Origin of the sequence: Phycicoccus sp. Soil802, assembly GCF_001429605.1 — a bacterium.
Classification (GTDB): Bacteria; Actinomycetota; Actinomycetes; order Actinomycetales; family Dermatophilaceae; genus Pedococcus.
Genome location: NZ_LMSS01000004.1, coordinates 283,147 through 305,225, shown reverse-complemented (window position 1 = coordinate 305,225; position 22,079 = coordinate 283,147). Strand labels below are relative to the sequence as shown.

22 protein-coding genes are annotated in these 22,079 nt (G+C 70.1%); 7 read left to right on the top strand and 15 right to left on the bottom strand.

Features of this window, described 5'->3' with window-relative positions:
• Window positions 1-48: 48 nt before the first annotated feature.
• The 13 genes from ASG91_RS10560 to ASG91_RS10500 all read right to left on the bottom strand — a co-directional run bounded on the left by ASG91_RS10560 (window position 49) and on the right by ASG91_RS10500 (window position 14,544).
• A complete protein-coding gene (locus ASG91_RS10560) occupies window positions 49-1,404 on the bottom strand; it encodes an RIP metalloprotease (protein ID WP_056922591.1) in 1,356 nt (451 codons plus the stop codon).
• Window positions 1,401-2,672, bottom strand: a complete 1,272-nt coding sequence (dxr, locus tag ASG91_RS10555) for a 1-deoxy-D-xylulose-5-phosphate reductoisomerase (protein ID WP_056922590.1) — start codon at window positions 2,670-2,672, stop codon at window positions 1,401-1,403. Before dxr ends, ASG91_RS10560 begins: the two co-directional genes overlap by 4 nt.
• Window positions 2,669-3,322: a Pr6Pr family membrane protein gene (locus ASG91_RS10550; RefSeq protein WP_056922589.1), complete on the bottom strand. Its 654-nt coding sequence runs from the start codon at window positions 3,320-3,322 to the stop codon at window positions 2,669-2,671. Before ASG91_RS10550 ends, dxr begins: the two co-directional genes overlap by 4 nt.
• 21 nt (window positions 3,323-3,343) lie before the next feature.
• Window positions 3,344-3,700, bottom strand: a complete 357-nt coding sequence (locus tag ASG91_RS10545) for a barstar family protein (RefSeq protein WP_056922588.1) — start codon at window positions 3,698-3,700, stop codon at window positions 3,344-3,346.
• A gap of 157 nt (window positions 3,701-3,857) precedes the next feature.
• A complete protein-coding gene (locus ASG91_RS10540) occupies window positions 3,858-4,949 on the bottom strand; it encodes a DnaB-like helicase C-terminal domain-containing protein (protein WP_235543887.1) in 1,092 nt (363 codons plus the stop codon).
• 83 nt (window positions 4,950-5,032) lie between these two features.
• A complete protein-coding gene (locus ASG91_RS10535) occupies window positions 5,033-6,493 on the bottom strand; it encodes an NAD-dependent succinate-semialdehyde dehydrogenase (protein WP_056922587.1) in 1,461 nt (486 codons plus the stop codon).
• Entirely contained in the window at window positions 6,493-7,608 is a 1,116-nt protein-coding gene (gene speB, locus ASG91_RS10530) for an agmatinase (protein ID WP_082592632.1), read from the bottom strand. The genes ASG91_RS10535 and speB overlap by 1 nt, the downstream gene beginning before the upstream one ends.
• Before the next feature lie 34 nt (window positions 7,609-7,642).
• Window positions 7,643-8,917: a saccharopine dehydrogenase family protein gene (locus ASG91_RS10525; protein WP_056922586.1), complete on the bottom strand. Its 1,275-nt coding sequence runs from the start codon at window positions 8,915-8,917 to the stop codon at window positions 7,643-7,645.
• Between the two features lie 4 nt (window positions 8,918-8,921).
• Window positions 8,922-9,713 carry an ABC transporter permease gene (locus tag ASG91_RS10520; RefSeq protein ID WP_082593224.1) on the bottom strand — a complete coding sequence of 264 codons (792 nt, stop codon included), beginning with the start codon at window positions 9,711-9,713 and terminating at the stop codon, window positions 8,922-8,924.
• A gap of 9 nt (window positions 9,714-9,722) precedes the next feature.
• Window positions 9,723-10,640 carry an ABC transporter permease gene (locus ASG91_RS10515; protein ID WP_056922584.1) on the bottom strand — a complete coding sequence of 306 codons (918 nt, stop codon included), beginning with the start codon at window positions 10,638-10,640 and terminating at the stop codon, window positions 9,723-9,725.
• Window positions 10,640-11,749, bottom strand: coding sequence for an ABC transporter ATP-binding protein (locus tag ASG91_RS10510; RefSeq protein WP_056922583.1), 1,110 nt, complete (start codon window positions 11,747-11,749; stop codon window positions 10,640-10,642). Before ASG91_RS10510 ends, ASG91_RS10515 begins: the two co-directional genes overlap by 1 nt.
• On the bottom strand, window positions 11,749-12,972 hold the full coding sequence (locus tag ASG91_RS10505) for a spermidine/putrescine ABC transporter substrate-binding protein (RefSeq protein ID WP_056922582.1): 1,224 nt from the start codon (window positions 12,970-12,972) through the stop codon (window positions 11,749-11,751). Before ASG91_RS10505 ends, ASG91_RS10510 begins: the two co-directional genes overlap by 1 nt.
• Window positions 12,973-13,086: 114 nt before the next feature.
• Window positions 13,087-14,544: a gamma-aminobutyraldehyde dehydrogenase gene (locus ASG91_RS10500; protein WP_056922581.1), complete on the bottom strand. Its 1,458-nt coding sequence runs from the start codon at window positions 14,542-14,544 to the stop codon at window positions 13,087-13,089.
• 173 nt (window positions 14,545-14,717) lie between these two features.
• On the opposite strand from ASG91_RS10500, the gene ASG91_RS10495 reads away from it, so the two are divergent.
• From ASG91_RS10495 to ASG91_RS10480, 4 genes are all read left to right on the top strand, one after another.
• Complete coding sequence (locus ASG91_RS10495) at window positions 14,718-15,203, top strand: Lrp/AsnC family transcriptional regulator (protein ID WP_056922580.1); 486 nt, start codon at window positions 14,718-14,720, stop codon at window positions 15,201-15,203.
• On the top strand, window positions 15,200-16,636 hold the full coding sequence (locus tag ASG91_RS10490; protein WP_056922579.1) for an aspartate aminotransferase family protein: 1,437 nt from the start codon (window positions 15,200-15,202) through the stop codon (window positions 16,634-16,636). Before ASG91_RS10495 ends, ASG91_RS10490 begins: the two co-directional genes overlap by 4 nt.
• Window positions 16,637-16,796: 160 nt before the next feature.
• Window positions 16,797-18,101 carry an FAD-binding oxidoreductase gene (locus ASG91_RS10485; protein WP_056922578.1) on the top strand — a complete coding sequence of 435 codons (1,305 nt, stop codon included), beginning with the start codon at window positions 16,797-16,799 and terminating at the stop codon, window positions 18,099-18,101.
• A 29-nt stretch (window positions 18,102-18,130) separates the two neighbouring features.
• Window positions 18,131-18,520 carry a pyridoxamine 5'-phosphate oxidase family protein gene (locus ASG91_RS10480; RefSeq protein WP_056922734.1) on the top strand — a complete coding sequence of 130 codons (390 nt, stop codon included), beginning with the start codon at window positions 18,131-18,133 and terminating at the stop codon, window positions 18,518-18,520.
• Window positions 18,521-18,522: 2 nt separating this feature from the next.
• Here ASG91_RS10480 and ASG91_RS10475 read toward each other — a convergent pair whose 3' ends face one another.
• Both ASG91_RS10475 and ASG91_RS10470 read right to left on the bottom strand, forming a co-directional pair.
• Window positions 18,523-18,804 carry a hypothetical protein gene (locus tag ASG91_RS10475; protein ID WP_056922577.1) on the bottom strand — a complete coding sequence of 94 codons (282 nt, stop codon included), beginning with the start codon at window positions 18,802-18,804 and terminating at the stop codon, window positions 18,523-18,525.
• Window positions 18,805-18,823: 19 nt separating this feature from the next.
• Window positions 18,824-19,822: a phosphotransferase gene (locus ASG91_RS10470; RefSeq protein ID WP_056922576.1), complete on the bottom strand. Its 999-nt coding sequence runs from the start codon at window positions 19,820-19,822 to the stop codon at window positions 18,824-18,826.
• Between the two features lie 62 nt (window positions 19,823-19,884).
• Between ASG91_RS10470 and ASG91_RS10465 the strand changes: the two genes are divergently transcribed.
• Genes ASG91_RS10465 through ASG91_RS10455 form a run of 3 tightly spaced genes read left to right on the top strand, consistent with a single transcriptional unit; the run spans window position 19,885 to window position 21,959 of the window.
• Window positions 19,885-21,054, top strand: coding sequence for an LOG family protein (locus tag ASG91_RS10465; RefSeq protein ID WP_056922575.1), 1,170 nt, complete (start codon window positions 19,885-19,887; stop codon window positions 21,052-21,054).
• Entirely contained in the window at window positions 21,051-21,569 is a 519-nt protein-coding gene (locus tag ASG91_RS10460) for a DUF1990 family protein (RefSeq protein ID WP_056922574.1), read from the top strand. The genes ASG91_RS10465 and ASG91_RS10460 overlap by 4 nt, the downstream gene beginning before the upstream one ends.
• Window positions 21,570-21,959, top strand: coding sequence for a VOC family protein (locus tag ASG91_RS10455; RefSeq protein ID WP_056922573.1), 390 nt, complete (start codon window positions 21,570-21,572; stop codon window positions 21,957-21,959).
• Window positions 21,960-22,079: the final 120 nt, after the last annotated feature.

Sequence of the window (22,079 nt, the reverse complement as noted above, 5' to 3'; positions counted from 1 at the left end):
GCAGTATCTCCCAGTGGGATGGTGGCGCGGACGCCGGCCGGAGCCGGGTCAGCCGAGCTTGACGGGCTTGACGACGTCTGCGTACATCAGCAGCAGGGACATGACGATGAGCACCGAGGACACGGCATACGCCACTGGCAGGGCCTTGGCGACGTCGACGTGACCGGGGTCGGGGCGCTTGAGCAGGCGGGCGGCGTTGCGCTTGAGCCCTTCCCACAGCGCGCCGGCGACGTGACCGCCGTCGAGCGGCAACAACGGGATCAGGTTGAAGACGAACAGCGCAACGTTCAGTCCGGCCAACAGGCTGACCAGGGTCGCGAACTTCGCGGCCGTGTCCAAACCGTCGATCGACCCCGACGAGATCTCGCCAGCCATCCGTCCGACGCCGACGACCGAGACCGGCCCGTTGGGATCGCGTGCCTCCGAGCCGAAGGCTGCCTGGGCGACATCGGTCATCCGCTGCGGGATGTGCAGCAGGACTCCCGCGATGTGCTGCACCTGCTCACCCAGGATGCCCGGCACGACGGCGACGGACTGACGTTCCAGGGCCGTGACCGGTGCCGACGAGACACCGACGAAACCAGCGTCCATCACGACGGGCTCGCCATCGGCGTTGACCAGGGGCGTGCCGTCGGGGCCGACCTGCTGGACGGTATTGCGGATCGGCGTGACCTGGAGGGTCTGCTCAGCGCCGTCGCGCACCACGACGATCGGGATCTGCTCCCCGACGCGAGGCCGGATCAGCTTGCCCACGTCGACGGTGCGCTTGATCGGCTGGCCGGCGACCGAGACGATCTTGTCGCCGGGCTGGATGCCGGCGAGGAAGGCCGGGGTCTTGGGGTCGCTGGGGGCGCAGGTGGTCTTGGCGGCAGCCTGGCTGGCCGGGACGACGCACTCGCTCACTGACGCGACGACGGCTCCGTCCTTGACCTCCTGCTGCCCGTAGAGGGTCACCAGGCCGGTGAGCAGGACGACCGCGATGACGAGGTTCATGACGGGCCCACCCATCATGATGACGACCTTCTTGGGCACCGAGAGCTTGTAGAACACCCGGTCCTCGTCGCCCGGCTCGATCTCCTCGAGGCTCAGCTGACGCGCCTCGTCGGCGAGCTGGCTGAGCCGCCCGGTGCTCGAGACCCGGATCGTGCCCTCCGCGTCGCCCGGCCGGGGCGGGAACATCCCGATCATCCGGATGTAGCCGCCGAGCGGGATGGCCTTGATGCCGTACTCGGTCTCACCGCGCCGCGTGGACCAGAGGGTCGGTCCGAAGCCGACCATGTACTGGGTCACCTTGACGCCGAACTTCTTGGCGGGGACCAGGTGGCCGATCTCGTGCAGGCCGATCGACAGGCCCACCCCGAGTGCCACGAAGAGCACCCCGAGCACGTAGAGGAGGACGGTCATCGGTGCATCGCCCCCTCGGTGTCCGCCAGCGGTGTCGCGGCCATCCGTCCAGTCTGCAAAGCCAGCACCTTCCGTGCCTCGTCGCGCGCCCAGCGATCAGCGCGCATCACGTCCTCAACGGACAGTGTCCCTGATTCGATCCCTGCCGCGCTGCCGGATGCGTGTTCCTCGACCACTCGGGCGACCGTGTCGACGATCTCGACGAACCCGAGGGCACCCTCGTGGAAGGCGTCCACCGCGACCTCGTTCGCCGCGTTGTAGACCGCCGGGTAGGTGCCGCCGGCCTCCCCCACCTGGCGGGCCAGCCGCACCGCCGGGAAGGCCTCGTCGTCGAGCGGCTCGAAGTCCCACGACTGGGCCCGGGTCCAGTCGACGGGCACGTCGACGTCCGCGAGCCGCTCCGGCCACGACAGGCCGAGGGCGATCGGCACCAGCATCCGCGGCGGACCGGCCTGCGCGATGGTCGAGCCGTCGACGAACTCGACCATCGAGTGGATCATCTGCTGCGGATGCACGACGACGTCGATCCGGTCGAACGGGATGTCGAAGAGCAGGTGCGCCTCGATCACCTCGAGCCCCTTGTTGACCAGCGTCGCGGAGTTGGTCGTGATGACCCGCCCCATCGAGAAGTTCGGGTGCGCCAGCGCATCGGCCGGTGTGACGTCGCGCAGCGACTCGCGGCTGCGCCCGCGGAACGGCCCACCACTCGCGGTCACGACGAGCCTGCGCACCTCCTGCGCGCGTCCGCCGCGCAGCGACTGCGCGATGGCGGAGTGCTCCGAGTCGACCGGCACGATCTGGTCGGGACTGGCCGCCGCCTTGACCAGCGGTCCGCCGACGATGAGCGACTCCTTGTTGGCCAGCGCGAGCGTGGAGCCCTCCGCGAGCGCCGCCAGGGTCGGCCGGAGGCCGATCGCTCCGGTGATGCCGTTGAGCACGACGTCGGCGCCACAGCCCGCCGCCGCGACAGCGGCGTCGTCCCCGACCACGACCTGCGGCCGGTATGCCGCGCGGCCGGCCCGCGCGGCATACGCACCGATCGCCTCGGCCACCTGCTCGTGGGTGCCACGCGCGACCGCGACCAGGTCGACGTCGAAGGTGACGGCCTGCTCGGCGACGAGCTCGAGGTTGGAGCCGGCCGAGAGGGCGACCACCCGGAAGCGGTCGGGGTTGCGCGCGATGACGTCCAGGGCCTGGGTGCCGATGGAGCCGGTCGAGCCGAGGACGGCAACGGTGCGCGGGGAAGTCACTGCCCCATTGTCCCTCATGCAGCGCGTGGTGACCGCCGCGCCAGCGCCCGGTCGGCCGCCACGAAGGCGAACCCACAGAGCGCGAAGAGGACCGCGACGCCGACGAGGTTCGCCAGGACCCGCGCCCAGCCGAGCTCGTCGACGTCGATGAACGGGTAGGGCCACCACCCCGTGACCGCCCCCCGGAGCAGGGTGAGGGCGCTCCACAGCAGTGGCCACAACAGGGCACCCAGCACCTGGGGCCGAGCCGCCTGCCCGCGCGGACCAGCCACCACCCAGGCGACCAGCGCCAGCACCGGCACGACGACGTGCAGGAGCTTGTCGACCGCGTAGCTGCTGCCGGAGAGGTCGAGCAGCGGCCGTAGGAGGAACCAGTGCACGACGCCCGTCACGGTGATGCCGACCATCGTGGCCATCCGCACCAGGCGCCACCGGAGCCCGTCGTGCAGCGGGTTCCTCGCCAGCACCACGGAGCAGCCGAGCACGAGCAGGTTGGACAGGACCGTGAAGTAGGACACGAAGCGAGCGAGCCGCACACCGAGGTCGGGTCGCGACGACTCGTTCAGGACGGCTTCCCCGTTGACGATCAGGGCGAGCTGCCACACGACGGCGACGGCCGCGACCACCGCGACGACGCCATGGATCGCTCGGGCGGTGGTGGGCTTCACGGGGTCACGCTAGCGGGAGGGTCAGCGGTCGAGCACGGTCACGACGAACGTGTCGTGGTCGGCAGTGACCTCCTCCAGGACGCTGGTGATGTCCTCGTAGCCGTCGGGGTGCTCGCGTCGCAGCTGCGCCACGCCGTCCCAGACGAGGTGCCGGGTCAGGCCGTCCTCGTGCGGCTCCTCGGCGTAGTCGTGCAGGCAGTCGGCGAGCGCGTCGAGGTTGCGACCGAACCAGTCGGGGAAGTCCAGCACCTCGGCGAACAGGTCGATGCTCTCCGCCTTGGTCGACCCGGCCGGCACGACCGACACCTCTCCCCCGTGGCGCTGGGCCTCACGCACGACGTCGGCGATGGACACCTCGGGCCCCAGAACACGGATCACGGGCCGCCTCCCCGGCCGTCCTCGCCGGGCGCGAGCACGGCGACGGCGAGCAGGGCCACCGCGAGCCTGGCGGTCCGGCGCTGGTCGGCGGGCATGGGTTCGACCCTAGGGGGGCGTTCGCCGCCCCGCACCCGGCAGAGGTCCTACAGCCGTAGGGCTACTGCTGGAAGACGCGCTCCTCGATGAGCTGCTCCTCGACGACGCGCCCCTCGGGCTCGAACCGGCCCTGCTCGAACCGCTTCTGGAACTCCAGCTCGAGGTGGTCGGCGCCGTTGCGGTTCTTCTCGATCGACATGACGACCCAGTGGCGGAACCGTTCGGCGTTGCCGAGGTGGTAGACGAGGTGGTGCTTGGCGACGATGTCGTACTTGTCGTTGAGGATCAGCACGACGTCGGCCTCGTAGGCGAGGGCGGACGACCCGCGCAGGTCGTTGACCCGCATGCGGCGGCCGGCGACCAGGCTGGACTTGTCGGCGGCGACGATGGCGACCACCGGCACGCCGAGCTCGAGCGACATGTCCTTGAGGCGCTCGACGACCACCGAGATGCGGTCCTCCTCGTTGACCACGCCCGGCACGGGGACCTTCTGGAGGTAGTCCACGAGCACCAGCGGTGGCCGCCCGTCGGACTCGACCACCTCGGCGACGGCCGCACGGATGGCGTCGATGGTGGTGTGCATGCCGCTGGACGTGTGGACGTGCAGCCGCTGCGCGTAGCCCTCGAGCGCCTCGACGGCCTCGGCCCCGCCCACGGTGTCGGCGAAGCGTTCGCGCATCGAGCGGGCGCGACTGTGCCGGGCCTCGAAGCCTGCCCGGATCTTGGTGAGCCCGACGCCCTCGATGCCCTTGATGGCGCCGGCCTCGATGGCGATGAGCCGCTCGAGGATGCTGTGGGCGTCGTGCTCGTAGGTGAACAGCACGGCGCTGCGGTTGGCGGCCACGGCGTTGCGCAGCATCTGCAGGGCCATGGCGGTCTTGCCGAGGCCCTGCGGCCCGCCGATCAGCACGAGCTCACCCGAGCGGAAGCCACCGGTCAGGGCGAGGTCGAGTGCCTCGAAACCGGTGGGCCAGACCCTGGCCCCGGCCGTCTCCCCCAGGCGGAGCTTCTCGTCGGTCTCGACGAGCACGTCGCTCAGGGAGCGCAGGCGCCCGACGTTGCGGGAGTGTGAGGCGAAGTCCTCGGATTCGGACGCGGGGTCAGACGGCATGCTGTCCGCGACCGACAGGACGGGGGCCGGGTCCGTGGTCATGTGACCGATTCAACAACCCCACGACCCCCAGTGGGGGAGTTTGACGCGGTTCGCATCCAAAAGGATGACCCTTTGTTCCGCCGTTACGGGGCAATTCCGACATAGGTCGTCTCGAGGTACTCGTCGATCCCCTCGAAGCCGCCTTCACGGCCGAAGCCGGAGGCCTTCACCCCGCCGAAGGGAGCGGCCGGGTTGGAGATGATGCCCTGGTTGATCCCGATCATCCCGTACTCGAGCGCCTCGCTGACCCGGATCACCCGGCTGAGGTCGTTGGTGAAGACGTACGACGCCAGCCCGAACTCGGTGCTGTTGGCCTTGGCGATGGCCTCGGCCTCCGTGCCGAACGTCGTGATCGGTGCCACCGGCCCGAAGATCTCCTCGCTCATCATTCGCGCGTTCATCGGCACCCCAGTGATCACGGTGGGCTCGAAGAAGTAGCCGCGGCCCTTGACCTGGCCGCCGCCGGTGACGACGGTGCCGCCCTTGGCCTTGGCGTCCTCGACGAGCTCGGTCACCCCGTCGCGCGCCTTGGCGTCGATGAGCGGGCCGACGTCGACCCCCTTCCTGGTGCCCTTGCCGATGGTGAGGCCGGACATCCGGGCGGCGAACTTCTGGGCGAACTCCTCGGCGACGCTCTCGTGCACGAAGAACCGGTTGGCCGCCGTGCAGGCCTCTCCGATGTTGCGCATCTTGGCGAGCATGGCCCCGTCGACAGCGCGGTCGAGGTCGGCGTCCTCGAACACGATGAACGGCGCGTTGCCGCCGAGCTCCATCGAGACCCGGAGGAGCTGCTCGGCCGACTGCTCCACGAGCTTGCGACCGATTCCCGTGGACCCGGTGAAGGTGAGCTTGCGCAACCGCGGGTCGCGGATGAGGGGCTCCATCACGTCACCGGTGTGCCTCGTCGTGATGACGTTCAGCACGCCGGCGGGCAGGCCGCATTCCCGCAGCAGCTCGGCGAGCGCGAGCATGGTCAGCGGGGTCTGGCTGGCCGGCTTGACGACCATGGTGCATCCGGCCGCGATGGCCGGGCCGATCTTGCGGGTGCCCATGGCCAGTGGGAAGTTCCACGGGGTGATCATCAGCGTGGGCCCGACCGGCTTCTTCATCGTGAGCAACCGCGTCGCGCCGTTGGGTGCGGTGGACCACCGGCCGTGGATCCGGACGGCCTCCTCGGAGAACCAGCGGAAGAACTCGGCGCCATAGGTCACCTCGCCGCGCGACTCGGCCAGGGTCTTGCCCATCTCCAGTGTCATCAGCGTGGCGAAGTCCTCAGCCCGCTCGGTGATCAGCTCGAAGGCCGCGCGCAAGATCTCACCGCGGTCGCGCGGCGGGGTCGCCGCCCACTCCGCCTGCGCCCCCACGGCCGCGTCCAGGGCGGCTTTGCCGTCCGCCACGGTCGCGTCGGCGACGTGGGTCAGGGTGCTCCCGCTCGAGGGGTCCTCGACCGCGAGGGTGGCACCCCCGGTGGCGTCACGCCACACGCCGCCGATGAACAGCCCCTTGGGGACCGAGTCGATGAGGGACTTCTGCGTGGTGGCCATCAGCCCTGTTCCTCCGGTGTGTGGTCGCGCGCCTGTTCGGGTGACTGGTCGTGGGTCTGGTGGGTGTGCTGGTGCGGGATGTGACCCTGCGGGATGGCGGCGTTGCGCCCCGACAGCAGCGGCTGCGAGGGGTCCCACCGGGTGCCGTCGCGCTCGTCCTGACGCTTGCGTGCGATCGCCGACAGCGCCTCGAGGACGACGCGGTTCGCGAGGGCTGCGGTGATGTCTGCATGGTCGTAGGGCGGGCTGACCTCGACGACGTCGACGCCGACCACCGGCAGCTCCAGGCAGATCCGCCGCACGGCGTCGAGGAGCTGTCGGGCCGACAGCCCACCCGGCTCGGGAGTGCCCGTGCCGGGCGCGTGGCCGGGGTCGCAGACGTCGATGTCCACCGAGAGGAAGACCCCCTCGCACTCGTCGGTGGCGATGGTGAAGGCCTCGGTGAGCACCTCGTCCAGCCCACGGTGCACGATCTCGGTCATCTCGAACGACCGCATCTGCTGCCCGGCCATCCAGTCGAGGGTCTCGGGCGGCGGCCAGTAGCCGCGCAGCCCGATCTGGAGGAACCGGTCGCCCCGCAGCGCTCCGGACTCGATGAGCCGGCGCATCGGCTGGCCGTGCCCCCACAGCGACCCGAACTCGATGTCGCCGGTGTCGGCGTGGGCGTCGAAGTGGATCATCGACACACGGCCGTGGCCGAGCACGTTGGCGACTCCCTTGGCGTCCGGGAACGCGATCGAGTGGTCACCTCCGAGGACCACCGGTATGGCGCCCGCGCGGGTCACGCGCTCGACGGCGGCTTCGAGCTTCGGCAGGGACCGCTCGATGTCGCCGGAGTACATCTCGACGTCGCCCGCGTCGACCACCCTGAGGTCGACCAGGCCGTCGGTGCGCAGCGCCAGCGACGGACGCGAACCGTCGTGGGGCAGGTAGTCGGTCATCCGGATCGCCTGCGGACCGAAGCGCGTGCCCGGCCGGTGGGAAGTGCCGCCGTCGAACGGCGCACCGAGGATCACGACGTCGGCCCCGGCATACGTGGCCTCGTCGTCGAGGTCGCAGCGGTCCACGCCGAGGAAGGTGAAGTCCGGGCCGTACTGCTGGCCGTATCTCGTCATGGAGCCAACCTAGTCCCGTTGCGGGCCATGGGAATCAGCGGTCTTCCAGGCCCCAGGGGGAACCGTAGCCGACCGGCTTGGGGGCGGCGAGGAGGTCGAGGAACGGCTTCGCGTCGAACGCCTCCGGACCCAGCACACCACGACCGCTCCAGACCCCGGTCGCCACGAGCTCGAGAGCGACGACGGGGTTGACGGCGGTCTGCCAGACGACGCACTGCGCGCCGTACTCCGCCATGGTCTCCTCGTTGTCGGACACGTGGAAGAGGTAGGTGCGGCGAGGTTTCCCGTCCTTCCCCGTGCCCGTGACGAAGACGCCGGCACAGGTCTTGCCCTTCATCCGCGGCCCGATGGTGGCCGGGTCGGGAAGGACCGCCGCGACCACGTCGCGGGGTGACACCTCGACGCCCTTGACCCGCACCGGGTCCGTGCCGTCGAGCCCCAGCGTGTGGAGGGTGCGCAGGATGGTGATCAGCTCGTCGCCGAGGCCGTACTTGAAGGTGACCCGCTCGGCATCCAGCCAGCGGGGCATGAGCAGCACCTCCTCGTGCTCGACGTGCACGCACTCCACCGGGCCGATGCCCTCCGGGAAGTCGAACACCTCCGGCTCGCTGAACGCGGGCAGGGTGAAGAAGCCCGACTCGACCCCTCCCCCAGCGCTGGCGCGCGCCTTCTCCCACACCACCGGCGGGTTGAGGCACTCCTCGATGATCGTCCACATCGAGAAGCCCGGGGCGAAGGTCTCGTTGCCGTCCTCGTCGTAGACGGCGAGGTTGGCACCGTCCCGGGTGCCGAGCTCGTCGATGCTCGAGAACAGGTGGTCGGAGGCATAGCGGGCGAACACGTCGGAGAGCCCGGGCTCGACCCCCATGCCCAGCAGGGCCAGCTGGCCGGACTCCTCCCACTGGTCGGCCATCGCGAACTGCTCGTCGCCGAGCTTGACCCCCACCTTCGCGTAGGGCTCGTCGGGGTGGCGCCGCGAGAGGCTCATCGCCATGTCGAGATAGCTCGCCCCCGCCGCGAGGGCGCCTCGGAAGATCGGCATGACGAACCGCGGGTCGACGGCGTTGAACACGTGGGTCGCACCGTGCTGCCCGGCCAGGGCGGCCACCGCCACCTCGTCGGAGGCGTCGACCTGCGCCGCCACGAGCCGGGACTCGCCGGGGCGACGAGCGGCCGCCGCCGCCACGGTCGCCTCGGCCCGCGACAGGTCGTAGTCGGCCACCACGAGCTGGACGAAGAAGTCCCGCTCGACGGCGATGCGCGCGGCAGCGTCGCCGACGCCACCGGCGCCGATCATGAGGATGCGCACGGAGTCAGACTGCTCTCTGTCGTCGGTTGCTGAGGACCTGGCCGGCGATCACGAACAGCAGGGCCGCGAGGAACACGACCGTGCCGATGACGTTGACCTGCACCGGGACCCCGCGTTGGGCCGCACCCCACACGAACATGGGGAAGGTGATCGAGCTGGGTGAGGCGTTGAAGTTGGTGATGATGTAGTCGTCGAAGCTCAGGGAGAAGGCCAGCAGCGCCCCGGCCGCGATGCCCGGAGCCGCGAGCGGCAACGTCACCCGCAGGAACGTCTGGGCTGGGGTCGCCCCCAGGTCAGCGGCCGCCTCCTCAAGGCGTGGGTCGAGCGTTGCCACCCGGGCCTTGACCGCCACCACGACGAACGAGACGCAGAACATGATGTGGGCGATGAGGATCGCCAGCGCCCCGGCCGGGATGCCCAGCATGAGGAAGAGCGTGAGCAGGCTGGACCCCATCACCACCTCGGGGGTGGCCATGGGCACGAAGATCAGGAGGTTGGTCGCCGCACGCCCCCGGAACTGGTAGCGACCCAGCGCGAGGGCCACCATCGTGCCGAGCACGGTGGCGATCAGCGAGGCGGTCACCCCGATCCGCAGGCTCAGCCCGAGCGACTCGCAGATGCCGGGCGAGCCGCAGGGGTGCGTCCACGCGTCGGTGGAAAACCGGGCCCAGTTGTAGTTGAACTTGCCGACCGGGTCGTTGAACGAGAACACGGCCACCACGACGTTGGGCACGAGCAGCAGCGTCAGGACGGCCAGGGCGGCGAAGGCCAGCAGGTGCCGGCGGATCCAGGACAGCACGGCCACTCAGACCAGCTCCTCGGTGCCGGCCTTGCGCACGTAGAACGTGACGAGGACGACGATCATGGTCAGCAGGATGAACGACAGCGCCGCCGCGAGCGGGTAGTCGAGCACCCGCAGGAACTGGCTGTCGATGACTTGGCCGATCATCACGGTCTCGGTGTTCCCGAGCAGCCTCGAGTTGATGAAGTCGCCCGCAGCAGGGATGAAGGTGAGCAGCGTGCCAGCGACCACTCCCGGCAGGGACAGCGGCCAGGTGACCCTGCGGAACGCCTCTCGCGGTGAGGCGTACAGGTCGCCAGCCGCCTCCACCAGGCGGGGATCGAGGCGCTCCAACGAGGCATAGAGCGGGAGGATCATGAACGGCAGGAAGTTGTACGTCAGACCGCAGATGACCGCGAACTTCGACGCGAGCAACGTGTCGTTGGAGGTCAGGCCGATCGCCTGCAGCAGGCTCGTGAACCCGATCGACTGGGCGAAGGCCACCACCGGCCCGTCGTCGGACAGGATGTTGCGCCAGGCCAGCGTGCGGATGAGGAAGCTCGTGAAGAAGGGGGCGATGACGAGGATGAGCAGGATGTTCTTCCAGCGTCCGGCCTTCTGCGCCATGAAGTACGCCAGCGGGTATCCGAGGAGCAGCGCCAGCACCGTGGCCGTCCCCGCGTAGCCGACCGAGCGGAGCAGGTGTGGCCAGTACCGCTGGACGGCGTCCGCGTAGATGGACACGTTGCCTGTGAAGACGTAGCCCTCGTCGATGTTGCCTTCCTGGAGCGACTGCGAGCCCAGGGTGATCATCGGGACCACGAAGAACACGACCAGCCACAACAGGCCGGGGGCGAGCAGGGCGTAGGGCACCCAGCGGCCGCGGCGGACCGGCTTGCGGACCGGTGCGCCGGTGCCGACGACCGCGGCCCCCTCGGCCACTACCCCTCCTCCTCGACGCCCGCGTCCGCCGCCTGGGAGGCGTCGAGTGCGAACCCGTGCTCGGCGGCCCAGGACACGGTGACGTCCTCGCCGGGGCGCGCGCGGTTGGACCCGTCGTTCTGCTGGACGACGGTGAGCTCGCGGCCCCACGGCATACGGACCAGGTACTGCGTGGCCACGCCCGTGAAGGACACGTCGGTCACCGTGCCGTGCAGCCGGTTCGGCCCACCGTGCTCGCCCATGCGCAGCTTCTCGGGCCGCACGCCCAGCCAGACCTCCTTGACGCCGTCCGGCACGTGGTCGGCCGCGACCGTGAGCGCCGTGTCGTATGCCGTGACCGGCACCTCGCCGTTCTGGGCGGGACCGGTCACCGTCGCCTTGAGCAGGTTCGACTGACCGAGGAAGTTGGCGACGAAGGTGGAGGCCGGCCGCTCGTACAGGGTGGCCGGGTCACCCAGCTGCTCGATCCGCCCGGCGTTCATCACGGCGATGGTGTCGGCCATGGTCATGGCCTCCTCCTGGTCGTGCGTCACGTGGATGAAGGTCAGCCCGACCTCCTGCTGGATGCGCTTGAGCTCGATCTGCATCTGCCGTCGCAGCTTGAGGTCGAGGGCGCCGAGCGGCTCGTCGAGCAGGAGCACGTCCGGGCGGTTGACCACTGCCCGCGCCAGGGCCACCCGCTGCTGCATCCCGCCGGACAGCTGGGCCGGCTTCTTCCTCGCGACCTCGCCGAGCTGGACCAGCTCCAGCGCCTCCTTGGCCTTGGCGACGGCGTTCTTGTCGCCGCGCCGACGGAGCCCGAACTCGACGTTCTCCAGCACGCTCATGTGCGGGAAGAGGGCGTACGACTGGAACACCGTGTTGACGTTGCGCTGGTGCGCCTTGGTGTCGGTGATCTCGGTGTCCCCGATGTGGATCCGGCCTGCCGTCGGCTGCTCGAGGCCGGCCACCATCCGCAGCGTCGTCGTCTTGCCGCAGCCGGACGGCCCGAGCAGGGCGAAGAACGAGCCCTGCGGGATGACGAGGTCCATCGGGTGCACCGCGGTGAAGGTGTCGAACTCCTTGGTCAGACCCGACAGCTTCAGGTCTCCCGTGGTCTGCGTGGCCATCAGCCCGTCGCCAGGTTGGTGAACATGCGGGTGAACTCGGACTCCTCCTGGGCGCTGAGGTCCCGGAACTTCTTCGCCTTCGACAGGGTCTCGGTGGAGGGGAAGATGAGCTGGTTGGAGCCGAGGTCCTTGTCGATGGCCGCGACGGCCTCCTTGGTGCCGGCGACCGGGGAGATGTAGTTGACCCAGGCCTCGACCTCGGCCATCACCTTGGGGTCGTAGTAGTAGTTGATGAGCTTCTCGGCGTTCTTCTTGTGCTTGGCCATGGCGGGGATCACGAAGTTGTCCGACCACAGCGTGTAACCGGCTTCCGGGAGGGTGAGCTCCAGCTCCGGGGCGTCGAGGCTGAGCGATGCCACGTCGCCCGACCAGGCGACGCAGGCGGCGATGTCGCCGGCGCTCAGGCCGTCGGTGTAGTCGTTGCCGGTGAACTTCTGGATCTGGCCGGCGTCCTTGGCCTTCTGGATCATCGCGATGGCGGCCTCGAAGTCCGCCTTGGTGAAGTTCGACGGGTCCTTGCCCTGGTCGAGCAGCACCAGACCGACCGTGTCGCGCATCTCGGAAAGCAGCGTCACCTTGCCCTTGAGCGCCGGGTCGGTGAGCAGCTGGGTCATCGTGGTGACCTTCTTGCCACCCGTCGCCTTGGTGTTGAAGCCGATACAGGCGAAGCCCGCCTGCCACGGCAGGGAGTACTTCCGGCCCGGGTCGAACGACACGTCCTGGAAGGCAGCCTCGAGGTTCTTGGCGTTGGGGATGTTGGCCTTGTCCAGCGGCTGCACGTAGCCCTGGCGGATGAGCCGCGCCACCATCCAGTCGGTGGAGCACCAGACGTCGCGGCCGGTGTCCTGTCCACCGGCGAGCAGCGGACGGACCTTCGCGTAGAACTCGTCGTTGTCGTTGTAGTCCTCGGTGTAGTTGACCTTGATGCCGGTCGCCTTGGTGAAGGCGTCGAGGGTCGGGCGGCTCTTCTCGTCGTCCGAGACGTCGATGTACTGCTGCCAGTTGGACCAGTTGATGAGCTTGTCGGTGTCGGACATGTCCTGCGCGGCCTTGGCCGTCGGCGTGGCCGAGCCGCTCGCGCTGTTCGAAGGGCTACGGCCCTTCGATCCGCAGGCAGCCAGCGCCGTCACGCCCAGCCCGGCAGCGCCGGTCATGAGGGTCCGGCGGCTGAGGGCGCCGCGCAGGAAGGCGGCCTGCATGGGGGTCGGGATCTTGTCGTTCATGGGGGTGCTCCTGCGGGTGAGGGTGGCGTTCTCGGAGAAGTCCGGGTCAGGGGTGTTCCGGGTTCCTGGGTCAGTGGCCGCCGGCGACGGTGTCGGTGGCCTGGGTGGGCGGGCCTAGCTGTCGATGTTGGCCATGACGTGCTTGATGCGGGTGTAGTCCTCGAAGCCGTACATCGACAGGTCCTTGCCGTAACCGGACTTCTTGAAGCCGCCGTGGGGCATCTCGGCGACGATCGGGATGTGCGTGTTGATCCAGACGCAGCCGAAGTCGAGGGCCTTGGAGACCCGCATGGCGCGGCCGAAGTCCTTGGTCCACACGCTGGAGGCCAGCCCGTAGTCGACCCCGTTGGCCCACGCGATCGCCTCGGCCTCGTCGGTGAACCGCTGCACGGTGATGACTGGCCCGAAGATCTCGTCCTGGATCGCCTCGTCATCCTGCTTGAGGCCGGACAGCACGGTGGGCTCGAGGAAGAACCCGTCACCCAGGGCGTCGAGCCGGTGGCCACCGGCCGCGATCGAGGCGTGGTCAGGCAGGCGGGACAGGAAGCCCTGCACCCGCTCGAGCTGGTTGCGGTTGTTGACCGGCCCGAGCAAGGCGTCCTCGTCGTCCGGCAGGCCGACCTTCGCCGAGTTCTTGGCGTACTCGCCGAGGGCGGCGACGAAGTCGTCGTGGATGTGGGGGGCCGCCAGCACGCGCGTCGCGGCGGTGCAGTCCTGGCCGGCGTTGAAGTACCCGGCGACGGCGATGCCTTCGACGGCGGCCTCGATGTCGGCGTCGTCGAACACGATGACCGGTGCCTTGCCGCCGAGCTCGAGGTGGACCCGCTTGAGGTCGCGGCTGGCGCTCTCGGCGACCTGCATGCCGGCCCGCACGGAACCGGTGATGGCGACCAGCGCCGGCGTCTTGTGCTCGACGACCGCCCGGCCGGTCTCACGGTCACCGGTGACGACGTTGAACGTGCCGGGCGGCATGAACTCCGAGGCGATCTCCGCCAGCAGGAGGGTGGTCTCGGGCGTGGTGTCCGACGGCTTGAGGACGATGGTGTTGCCTGCCGCGAGGGCGGGTCCGATCTTCCAGACCGCCATCATCATCGGGTAGTTCCACGGGGTCACCTGACCCACGACGCCGATCGGCTCACGCCGGATCCAGCTGGTGTGGCCCTTCATGTACTCCCCCGCCGCCCGACCCTCGAGCACGCGGGCCGCGCCGGCGAAGAACCGGATCTGGTCCACCATCGGCGGCAGCTCTTCGGAGGCGGTGAGGGCCCAGGGCTTGCCGGTGTTCTCGGACTCGAGCTTGACGAACTCGTCGGCCCGCTTCTCGATCGCGTCGGCGAACTTGAGCAGCGCCTGCTGGCGCTCGCTCGGGGTGGTCTGGCCCCACTCGGCGAACGCCTTGCTGGCCGAGGAGTAGGCGGCGTCGACGTCGGCAGCCGTGGAGACCGGGGCCTTCGCGACGACCTGGGCGGTGACGGGGCTGACGAGGTCGGTGGTCGCATCGGTCTGCGCCTCGACGTACTCGCCGTTGATGAAGTTGCGCAGGACGCGGGGGGCCGCGGACGTGGCAGTCACTGATGTGCTCCAATGCGGATCGGGTGCTGATTCCGGTGTCTGGCACTGTAGCCGCCTGACGATGGATTTCAATAGGTTCGGCCTGTCAAGATACGGAAAACATTGTCGAAAGCCATCGGGTGCGACTGATTCCGTCGTGTGGGGACTTGCTTTATCCGCATCTGGGGACCACCATGACCAGCGTGACCCGACTCCCCAGCACCAGCGCCGATGTGCGCCTCGACGACGTGTCGAAGGCCATCATCGAGCTGCTGCAGGAGGACGGTCGGCAGTCCTACGCCACCATCGCCAAGCGGGTGGGACTGTCCGAGGCGGCGGTGCGCCAGCGCGTCCAGCGCCTCCTCGACCAGGAGGTCATGCAGATCGTCGCAGTCACCGACCCGTTGCAGGTGGGGTTCCGCCGGCAGGCCATGATCGGCATCCGCGTCGACGGCGACCTCCTGCCGGTGGGTGACGCCCTCACGGCGATGTCGGAGGTGTCCTACGTCGTCACGACGGCGGGGTCCTTCGACCTGCTGGCCGAGGTCGTCTGCGAGGACGACGCCGAGCTGCTCGACCTGCTCACCCGTCGCATCCGCACCCTTCCCGGGGTGCAGACCACCGAGACGTTCGTCTACCTGAAACTCAACAAGCAGCACTACAACTGGGGTACTCGATGACCACTGACCTGTCCATCTTCGAACCGTCCAGCGACTCGCACACGCCACTCGGCACGTTGCACAGCGAGGCCGCACGCGACCACCTGTGGATGCACTTCACCCGCCACTCGGTCTTCGAGGACCGCCCCGACGGCGGTCTCGGGCACAGCGTGCCGATCATCACGCGCGGTGAGGGCCACAAGATCTGGGACGACCGCGGCAACGAGTACATCGACGGCCTCGCCGGGCTGTTCGTCGTGCAGGTCGGCCACGGGCGGGAAGAGCTGGCGGAGGCCGCGGCGAAGCAGGCCAAGGAGCTCGCCTTCTTCCCCCTCTGGTCCTACGCGCACCCCCGCGCGATCGAGCTGGCCGAGCGGCTGGCCAACGGCGCCCCGGGCGACCTCAACCGCGTGTTCTTCACGACCGGCGGCGGTGAAGCCGTCGAGACGGCCTGGAAGCTCGCCAAGCAGTACTTCAAGCTGACCGGCAAGCCCACCAAGCACAAGGTGATCAGCCGGGCGGTGGCCTACCACGGCACCCCCCAGGGTGCGCTGTCGATCACCGGGATCCCTGCGGCCAAGGAGATGTTCGAGCCGCTCGTGCCGGGCGCGTTCAAGGTCCCCAACACCAACCTCTACCGCGCGCCGGAGCACCTGCGCGACGACGAGAAGGCCTTCGGCCGGTGGGCCGCCGACCGGATCGCCGAGGCCATCGAGTTCGAGGGCCCCGACACGGTCGCCGCAGTCTTCCTCGAGCCCGTGCAGAACTCTGGCGGCTGCTTCCCGCCCCCGCCCGGCTACTTCGAGCGGGTCCGCGAGATCTGCGACGAGTACGACGTGCTCCTGGTGTCCGACGAGGTGATCTGCTCGTTCGGCCGGATCGGCTCGATGTTCGCGTGCGACGACTTCGGCTACGTCCCCGACATCATCACCTGCGCCAAGGGCATGACCTCCGGCTACTCCCCCATCGGCGCGATGATCGCGAGCGACCGGCTGTTCGAACCCTTCAAGAAGGGGACCACGTACTTCCCGCACGGCTACACCTTCGGTGGACACCCCGTCAGCGCGGCCGTCGCCATGGCCAACCTCGACATCTTCGAGCGTGAGGGGCTCAACCAGCACGTCAAGGACAACGCCCCCAAGTTCCGGGCGACGCTCGAGAAGCTGCTCGACCTGCCGATCGTCGGCGACGTGCGCGGGGCGGGCTACTTCTACGGCATCGAGCTGGTCAAGGACAAGGAGACCCGCGAGACCTTCAACGACGCGGAGTCCGAGCGGCTGCTGCGTGGGTACCTGTCCAAGGCGCTCTTCGACGCCGGCCTCTACTGCCGCGCCGACGACCGTGGCGACCCGGTGATCCAGCTCGCGCCGCCGCTGATCATCGGCCAGCCGGAGTTCGACGACATCGAGTCGCGGCTGCGGTCGGTCCTGACCGGCGCCGAGAAGCACCTCTGAGCCAGACCAGCACCTCGTGAGCCACCCGCTCTGGTGGGAGAGCCCGTATGCCGCGTCGCAGGCAGACGGGCTCTCCGCACCGCAGGTTTCCCACCCAGATGGAACGAAACCTGCGGCCGTCCCGCCCGGGGGTGGGCGCCGCCCGCAGACGACGTTCCAATTGGGTGAGATACCTGCGCGGGCGGACGTGGTCATCGTCGGTGGTGGCTTCACCGGGTTGTGGACCGCGCACTACCTCCTCCTGGCCGACCCTGCGCTCGACGTCGTGGTGCTCGAGGCGGAGCACGTCGGCTTCGGTGCGAGCGGACGCAACGGTGGCTGGGTGTCGGCCCTCTGGCCGGTCGGTCCTCGGACGCTGGCCCGCCGCGGCGGCGCGCAGGCGGCTCGGGCGATGGTTGCCGAGCTCCAGAACACCGTCGACGAGGTGGGCAGGGCAACGGAATCCGCGGCGATCGACTGCGGATTCCGCAAGGGCGGGGCGATCGCCCTCGCGCGCTCACCCGCACAGGCAGCCAGGGCCCGGGCCGAGGTCGACGAGGCTCGGGAGTGGGGCCTCGGCACCCGCTGGCTCGACGCGTCCGAAGCCTCCGAACGCCTGGCCGCGAGCCGGGTCGTGGGGGCCACGTTCACCCCGCACTGCGCTCGCGTCCACCCCCGGCGTCTGGTCGACGGTCTCGCAGCCACGGTCCGGTCGCAGGGCGCCCAGGTGCACGAGGGTGTGCGGGTGCAGGCGATCGGGCCCGGACACGTCGTGCTCGAGGGCGGCGAGCAGGTCTCGGCGCCCCACGTCATCCGGGCCACCGAGGCGTGGACCCCCCTGCTGCCCGGCGAGCGCCGCACCGTCGCCCCGGTCTACTCGCTGATGGTGGCCACGGAGCCCCTGAGCGAGGAGCAGTGGTCGAGGATCGGGCTCGCGGAGCGTGAGGTCTTCAGCGACCACCGGCACGTCATCATCTACGGCCAGCGGACCGTCGACGACCGACTCGCCTTCGGCGGTCGGGGGGCGCCGTACCACTTCGGATCGCGGATCAAGCCTGAGTTCGACCACGAGGCAACGGTTTTCGCCGATCTCCGCGCGACCCTCACCGACCTCCTCCCCCAGCTCGGCGACGTGGAGTTCACGCACGCCTGGGGCGGCCCGCTCGGCATCGCGCGCGACTGGCACCCTTCGGTCGGCCACGACCCCAGCACCGGGCTCGGGTGGGCCGGCGGCTACGTCGGCGACGGCGTCGCGGCCACCAACCTCGCGGGACGGACGTTGGCCGACCTGGTCACCGGCCGCTCGACGGCACTGACCCAGCTGCCGTGGGTGGGCCACCGCAGCCGCAAGTGGGAGCCCGAGCCCGCCCGCTGGGCCGGGATCAACGCGGGGCTGCGGCTGGCGCACGCCGCCGACCGTGAGGAAGCCCGCACCGGCCACCCTGCGCGGCTCGCGGCACTGCTCGGCGCCGTGACCGGGCACTGAGACACGAAGGGATGCGGGAGACTCGGTCCGTGTCGACCGCGCCCGCAGACCTGTCCCCCGCCGCCCTCGACTTCGTGACGGCACGGCACCTGGCCACGCTGACCACGTTGCGCCCGGACGGGTCGCCCCACGTGGTGCCCGTGGGCTTCACGTGGGACCGCGAGGCGCTGGTCGTCCGCGTGATCACCAGCGGTCCGAGCCGCAAGGCGCGCAACGCCGCCCGTGGCGGGCGCGCCGTCGTGTGCCAGGTCGACGGGCGGCACTGGCTGTCGTTCGAGGGCCCGGCCAGGGTGCTCACCGACCGGGAGTCGGTGGCCGACGCCGAGCTCCGGTATGCCGCGCGCTACCGCGTGCCGCGCGAGAACCCTGAGCGCGTGGTCATCGAGATCGCCGTCGACCGGGTGCTCGGCAACCTCTAGGGTCAGGCACCCTCGAAACCGCTGAGCAGGAGGAAGAAGAGCAGCACGCCCACGGCGGCCGCGGCGACGCCGTACGCCGCCCCGACGAGGACCCGCCTTCGCGTTGCTCCGCCCACGAAGCCGGGCAGCCTCGCGCCGAGGAGTGCACCGAGCAGCGCCACCACAGCCACGTCGACGGGCAGGATCCAGTTCTCGTTGCCCTGGTCGTCGAGGAAGGTGGCAGCGAGGGGAAGGCTGATGACACCTGCTGCCAGCAGCACCACCCACCCGAGGACCTTCGTCATGGTCTCAGGGTAGGGCTCGTCACGGCCCGTTCTCGGGGTCTTCGGGCGGAAACGGCTCGTGGGTGAGCCGCAGGTAGTAGAGCGCCGAGTCGCCCCACTCGGCGAGCTCCTCCGGCTGGGCACCCTCGATGGCGCCGAGCCAGGTGAACGAGCGGTTCACCGCGTGGGTGACCATCGCCGGCACCATCAGGGCCTCGAGCGCGTCGCGGTCGAGCAGGTCCGCCCACACCTGCGCGTAGGCGTCCAACAGGTCCGGCCACGGGTGGTGGGTGACGCGCGTGGAGTAGCCGTAGGGCACGGCGAGGACCTCCAGCACGTGGGCCCACTGGGCATCGCCGAAGTCGAAGAAGCGCAGGCTCCCATCGACGACGAAGACGTTGCCCGGGTGCAGGTCCCCGTGTTGCAGGCTGGCCGGGAGCGGCGCCGCGAGCAGTGCCGCCACCGCCTCCTGGACCACCGCTGTCTTCGCCCTGAGCGTGTCAGCCTCATCGGCGGGCAGGTGCGACGGGTGGTCAGTCGGGAGCGCGGCGAGCTGGTCGACGAGCCAGGAGTAGCGCGCCGGCACAGTGGCCGGGGAGCAGTCGGGCAGCCCCGCGCCGACCAGCACATCCCCGTGGTCGGCGACCTGGCGCTGCACCCGGGCGGCGAGCGCCACCACTGCCTGCCACTCCGAGAGGCTCGCATCGTGGCTGTCGCCGAGCGTCGTGCCGCGGTCGGCGGTCATCATCCAGCCACGGGCCGCCTCGACCGCCAACGGCGCCTCCACCTCGGCCGGCTCGAGGTCCGCGAGCGCCCGGTGCACGGCGGGTTCGTAGGCCGATGACGGGCAGTTGGCCTTGAACCACACGGTGCCCTGGTCGCTCGGCACGACGAGCTGGGTCGACCACGGCCTGATCCGCCGCTGGACGATGTCGCCGGTCACCCGGCGTCCGACGCCGGAGAGCTCGTCGCTGATCCAGCGCGTCGCCTCGGCACGCCAGGCGTCGGTCGCCACCGTCTGCGAGAACAGGTCTGCCATGGCCCGACTCTAGGAGGCCCGACCCCGCCAGGCGCACGGCCGACCTGTCTAGAGTCGGCACCATGCAGGGCGACGGCGGCACCCCAGACCCTGAGGTCGAGGACCTCGCCGACCTCGACGCGGTGCTCGACTCCGGCCGCCCCCTGACCGGGCTGCGGTTCCAGGACCTCGACCTCACGGCATACGAGGACCGCCTGCTCGCCCGCACGGACGTGGAGGGGCTCGTGGTGCTGGGCGGTCACCTGTCCACCACGCTCAGCGCGCACTTCGGTGCGCACCGCGCGCTGGTCTTCCCCACCGACCCGCATGCGCCGGTCGACCCCTACCGGGCAACGCTCTACACCGCCGCCGAGCTCTACGCCGGCCTCGACGCCGGCGGCTACGAGTCCACCCCGGATTTCCTTGCCTACCAGTGGATGCGCGACGGCGCCGTGCACCACGACGCGTTCGTCACGCTCCTTCGCGCCATCCACGACGACTCGATCAGCGACGCCCTCGACGAGTTCACGGCAGGTCGCCCGGTCGCCGGGGTGATGGGTGGGCACGCGCTGGCGCGGGGCACGAGGGCGTATGCCGCGGCGGCGCGGCTCGGTCGGTCGCTTGCCGCGGCGGGACTGGTCGTCGCCACCGGTGGCGGGCCCGGCGCCATGGAGGCCGCCAACCTCGGCGCGCTGGCCGCTGACGAACAGTCGCTCGGCACGGCCCTCGACCGACTGGCCGCCGTGCCGACGTTCCGCCCGTCCGTCGCCGACTGGGTCAGCCTGGCCTTCGAGGTGCGCTCCGCCCTCCCCGCCTCCGACGAGGGGCGCAGCCTCGGCATCCCGACCTGGTTCTACGGGCACGAGCCGCCCAACATCTTCTGCGACGGGATCGGGAAGTACTTCTCCAACGCGATCCGCGAGGACGGGCTGCTGGCCCGCGCGGCCGCCGGGCTGGTCGTCCTGGAGGGTGCCGCGGGCACGGTGCAGGAGATCTTCCAGGCCGTCACGCCGCTGTTCTACGCCCCCGCCGAGTCGACCCTCGCCCCACTGGTGCTGGTCGGCCAGGAGTACTGGTCGGAGACCGTGCCGGTCTGGGCCGCGGTGCGAGCCCTCGGTCAGGAGCGAGGCATGGAGGCCGTGGTGCACCTGGTCGACACCCCCGAGGAGGCGGCAGCGATCATCCTCGACCGAGCGATCGACGACGCTCCTCACCCAGCTCCCGACCCGGGCACGCTGGGTGACTCGTCGTGAGGCTGGCGGACCTGGCCGACCTGGAGCTGACCTACGAGCCGCGCGGGCTGACCCTCGACGGACCTCTTCCTCCCGGCTTCCACCACCTCGAGGTCGAGCGGCGGCTGGGAGCCGGCGACGCGGCATACCGAGCAGCGAGCGAGGCGCTGATGGCCTATGCGCCGCAACGCGGTGTCGGACTCCGGCCGCGGGCGACGGCTCCGCGCGCGGCGGTGGGCGTCGACGTGCTGAGCCGGCTGGTCTTTCTCGGCGTGCCCTGTCGCATCGTGTGGACGCTGGAGACCGCCGACCGCACCGGCTTCGGCTACGGCACGCTCGAGGGGCACGTCGAGAGCGGCGAGGAGGGCTTCCTGGTCGAACGGCGCGGCGGCGAGGTGTGGGCGGTGATCCGGGCCTACGCGCGCGCCGACCGCTGGCTCACCCGACTGGGCGGACCGCTGACGTGGCGGCTGCAGCGGGTCGTCGCCGTCGGGTACCTGCGCGCCCTCCAGCGAGCCGTGCGCGAGGATGGCTGAATGCCCCAGCGCCTGAGCCTCGTGACCCTGCTCGTCCGCGACTACGACGAGGCGCTCGACTGGTACCGCGACCGGGCGGGCTTCGAGCTGGTGGAGGACACCGACCGTGGCGACGGCACCCGATGGGTCGTCATCCGCCCAGCGGGGTCCGACGGCACGCAGGTGCTTCTGGCGCGGGCGAGCACTCCGGAGCAGGTGGCCCGGGTCGGCGACCCCGGCGGTGGCCGGGTGATGCACTTCCTCGCGACCGACGACTTCGCGGCCGACCATGCCCGGATGCTCGCCGCCGGAGTGCGCTTCCGTGAGGAGCCCCGGCACGAGACCTACGGCAGCGTGGCGGTCTTCGAGGACCTGTACGGCAACGCCTGGGACCTCATCCAGCCCCGCTGACCCCTCGCCATCTCGGCGTCGTTCACCTGCCTTGACCCCGTGGTGCCGGATTTCAGGCCGCCGGTGACAACCTTGGAGGTGGTCTCGCCGCTCTTCCTGTGTGAGCGAGAGGAGGACGGC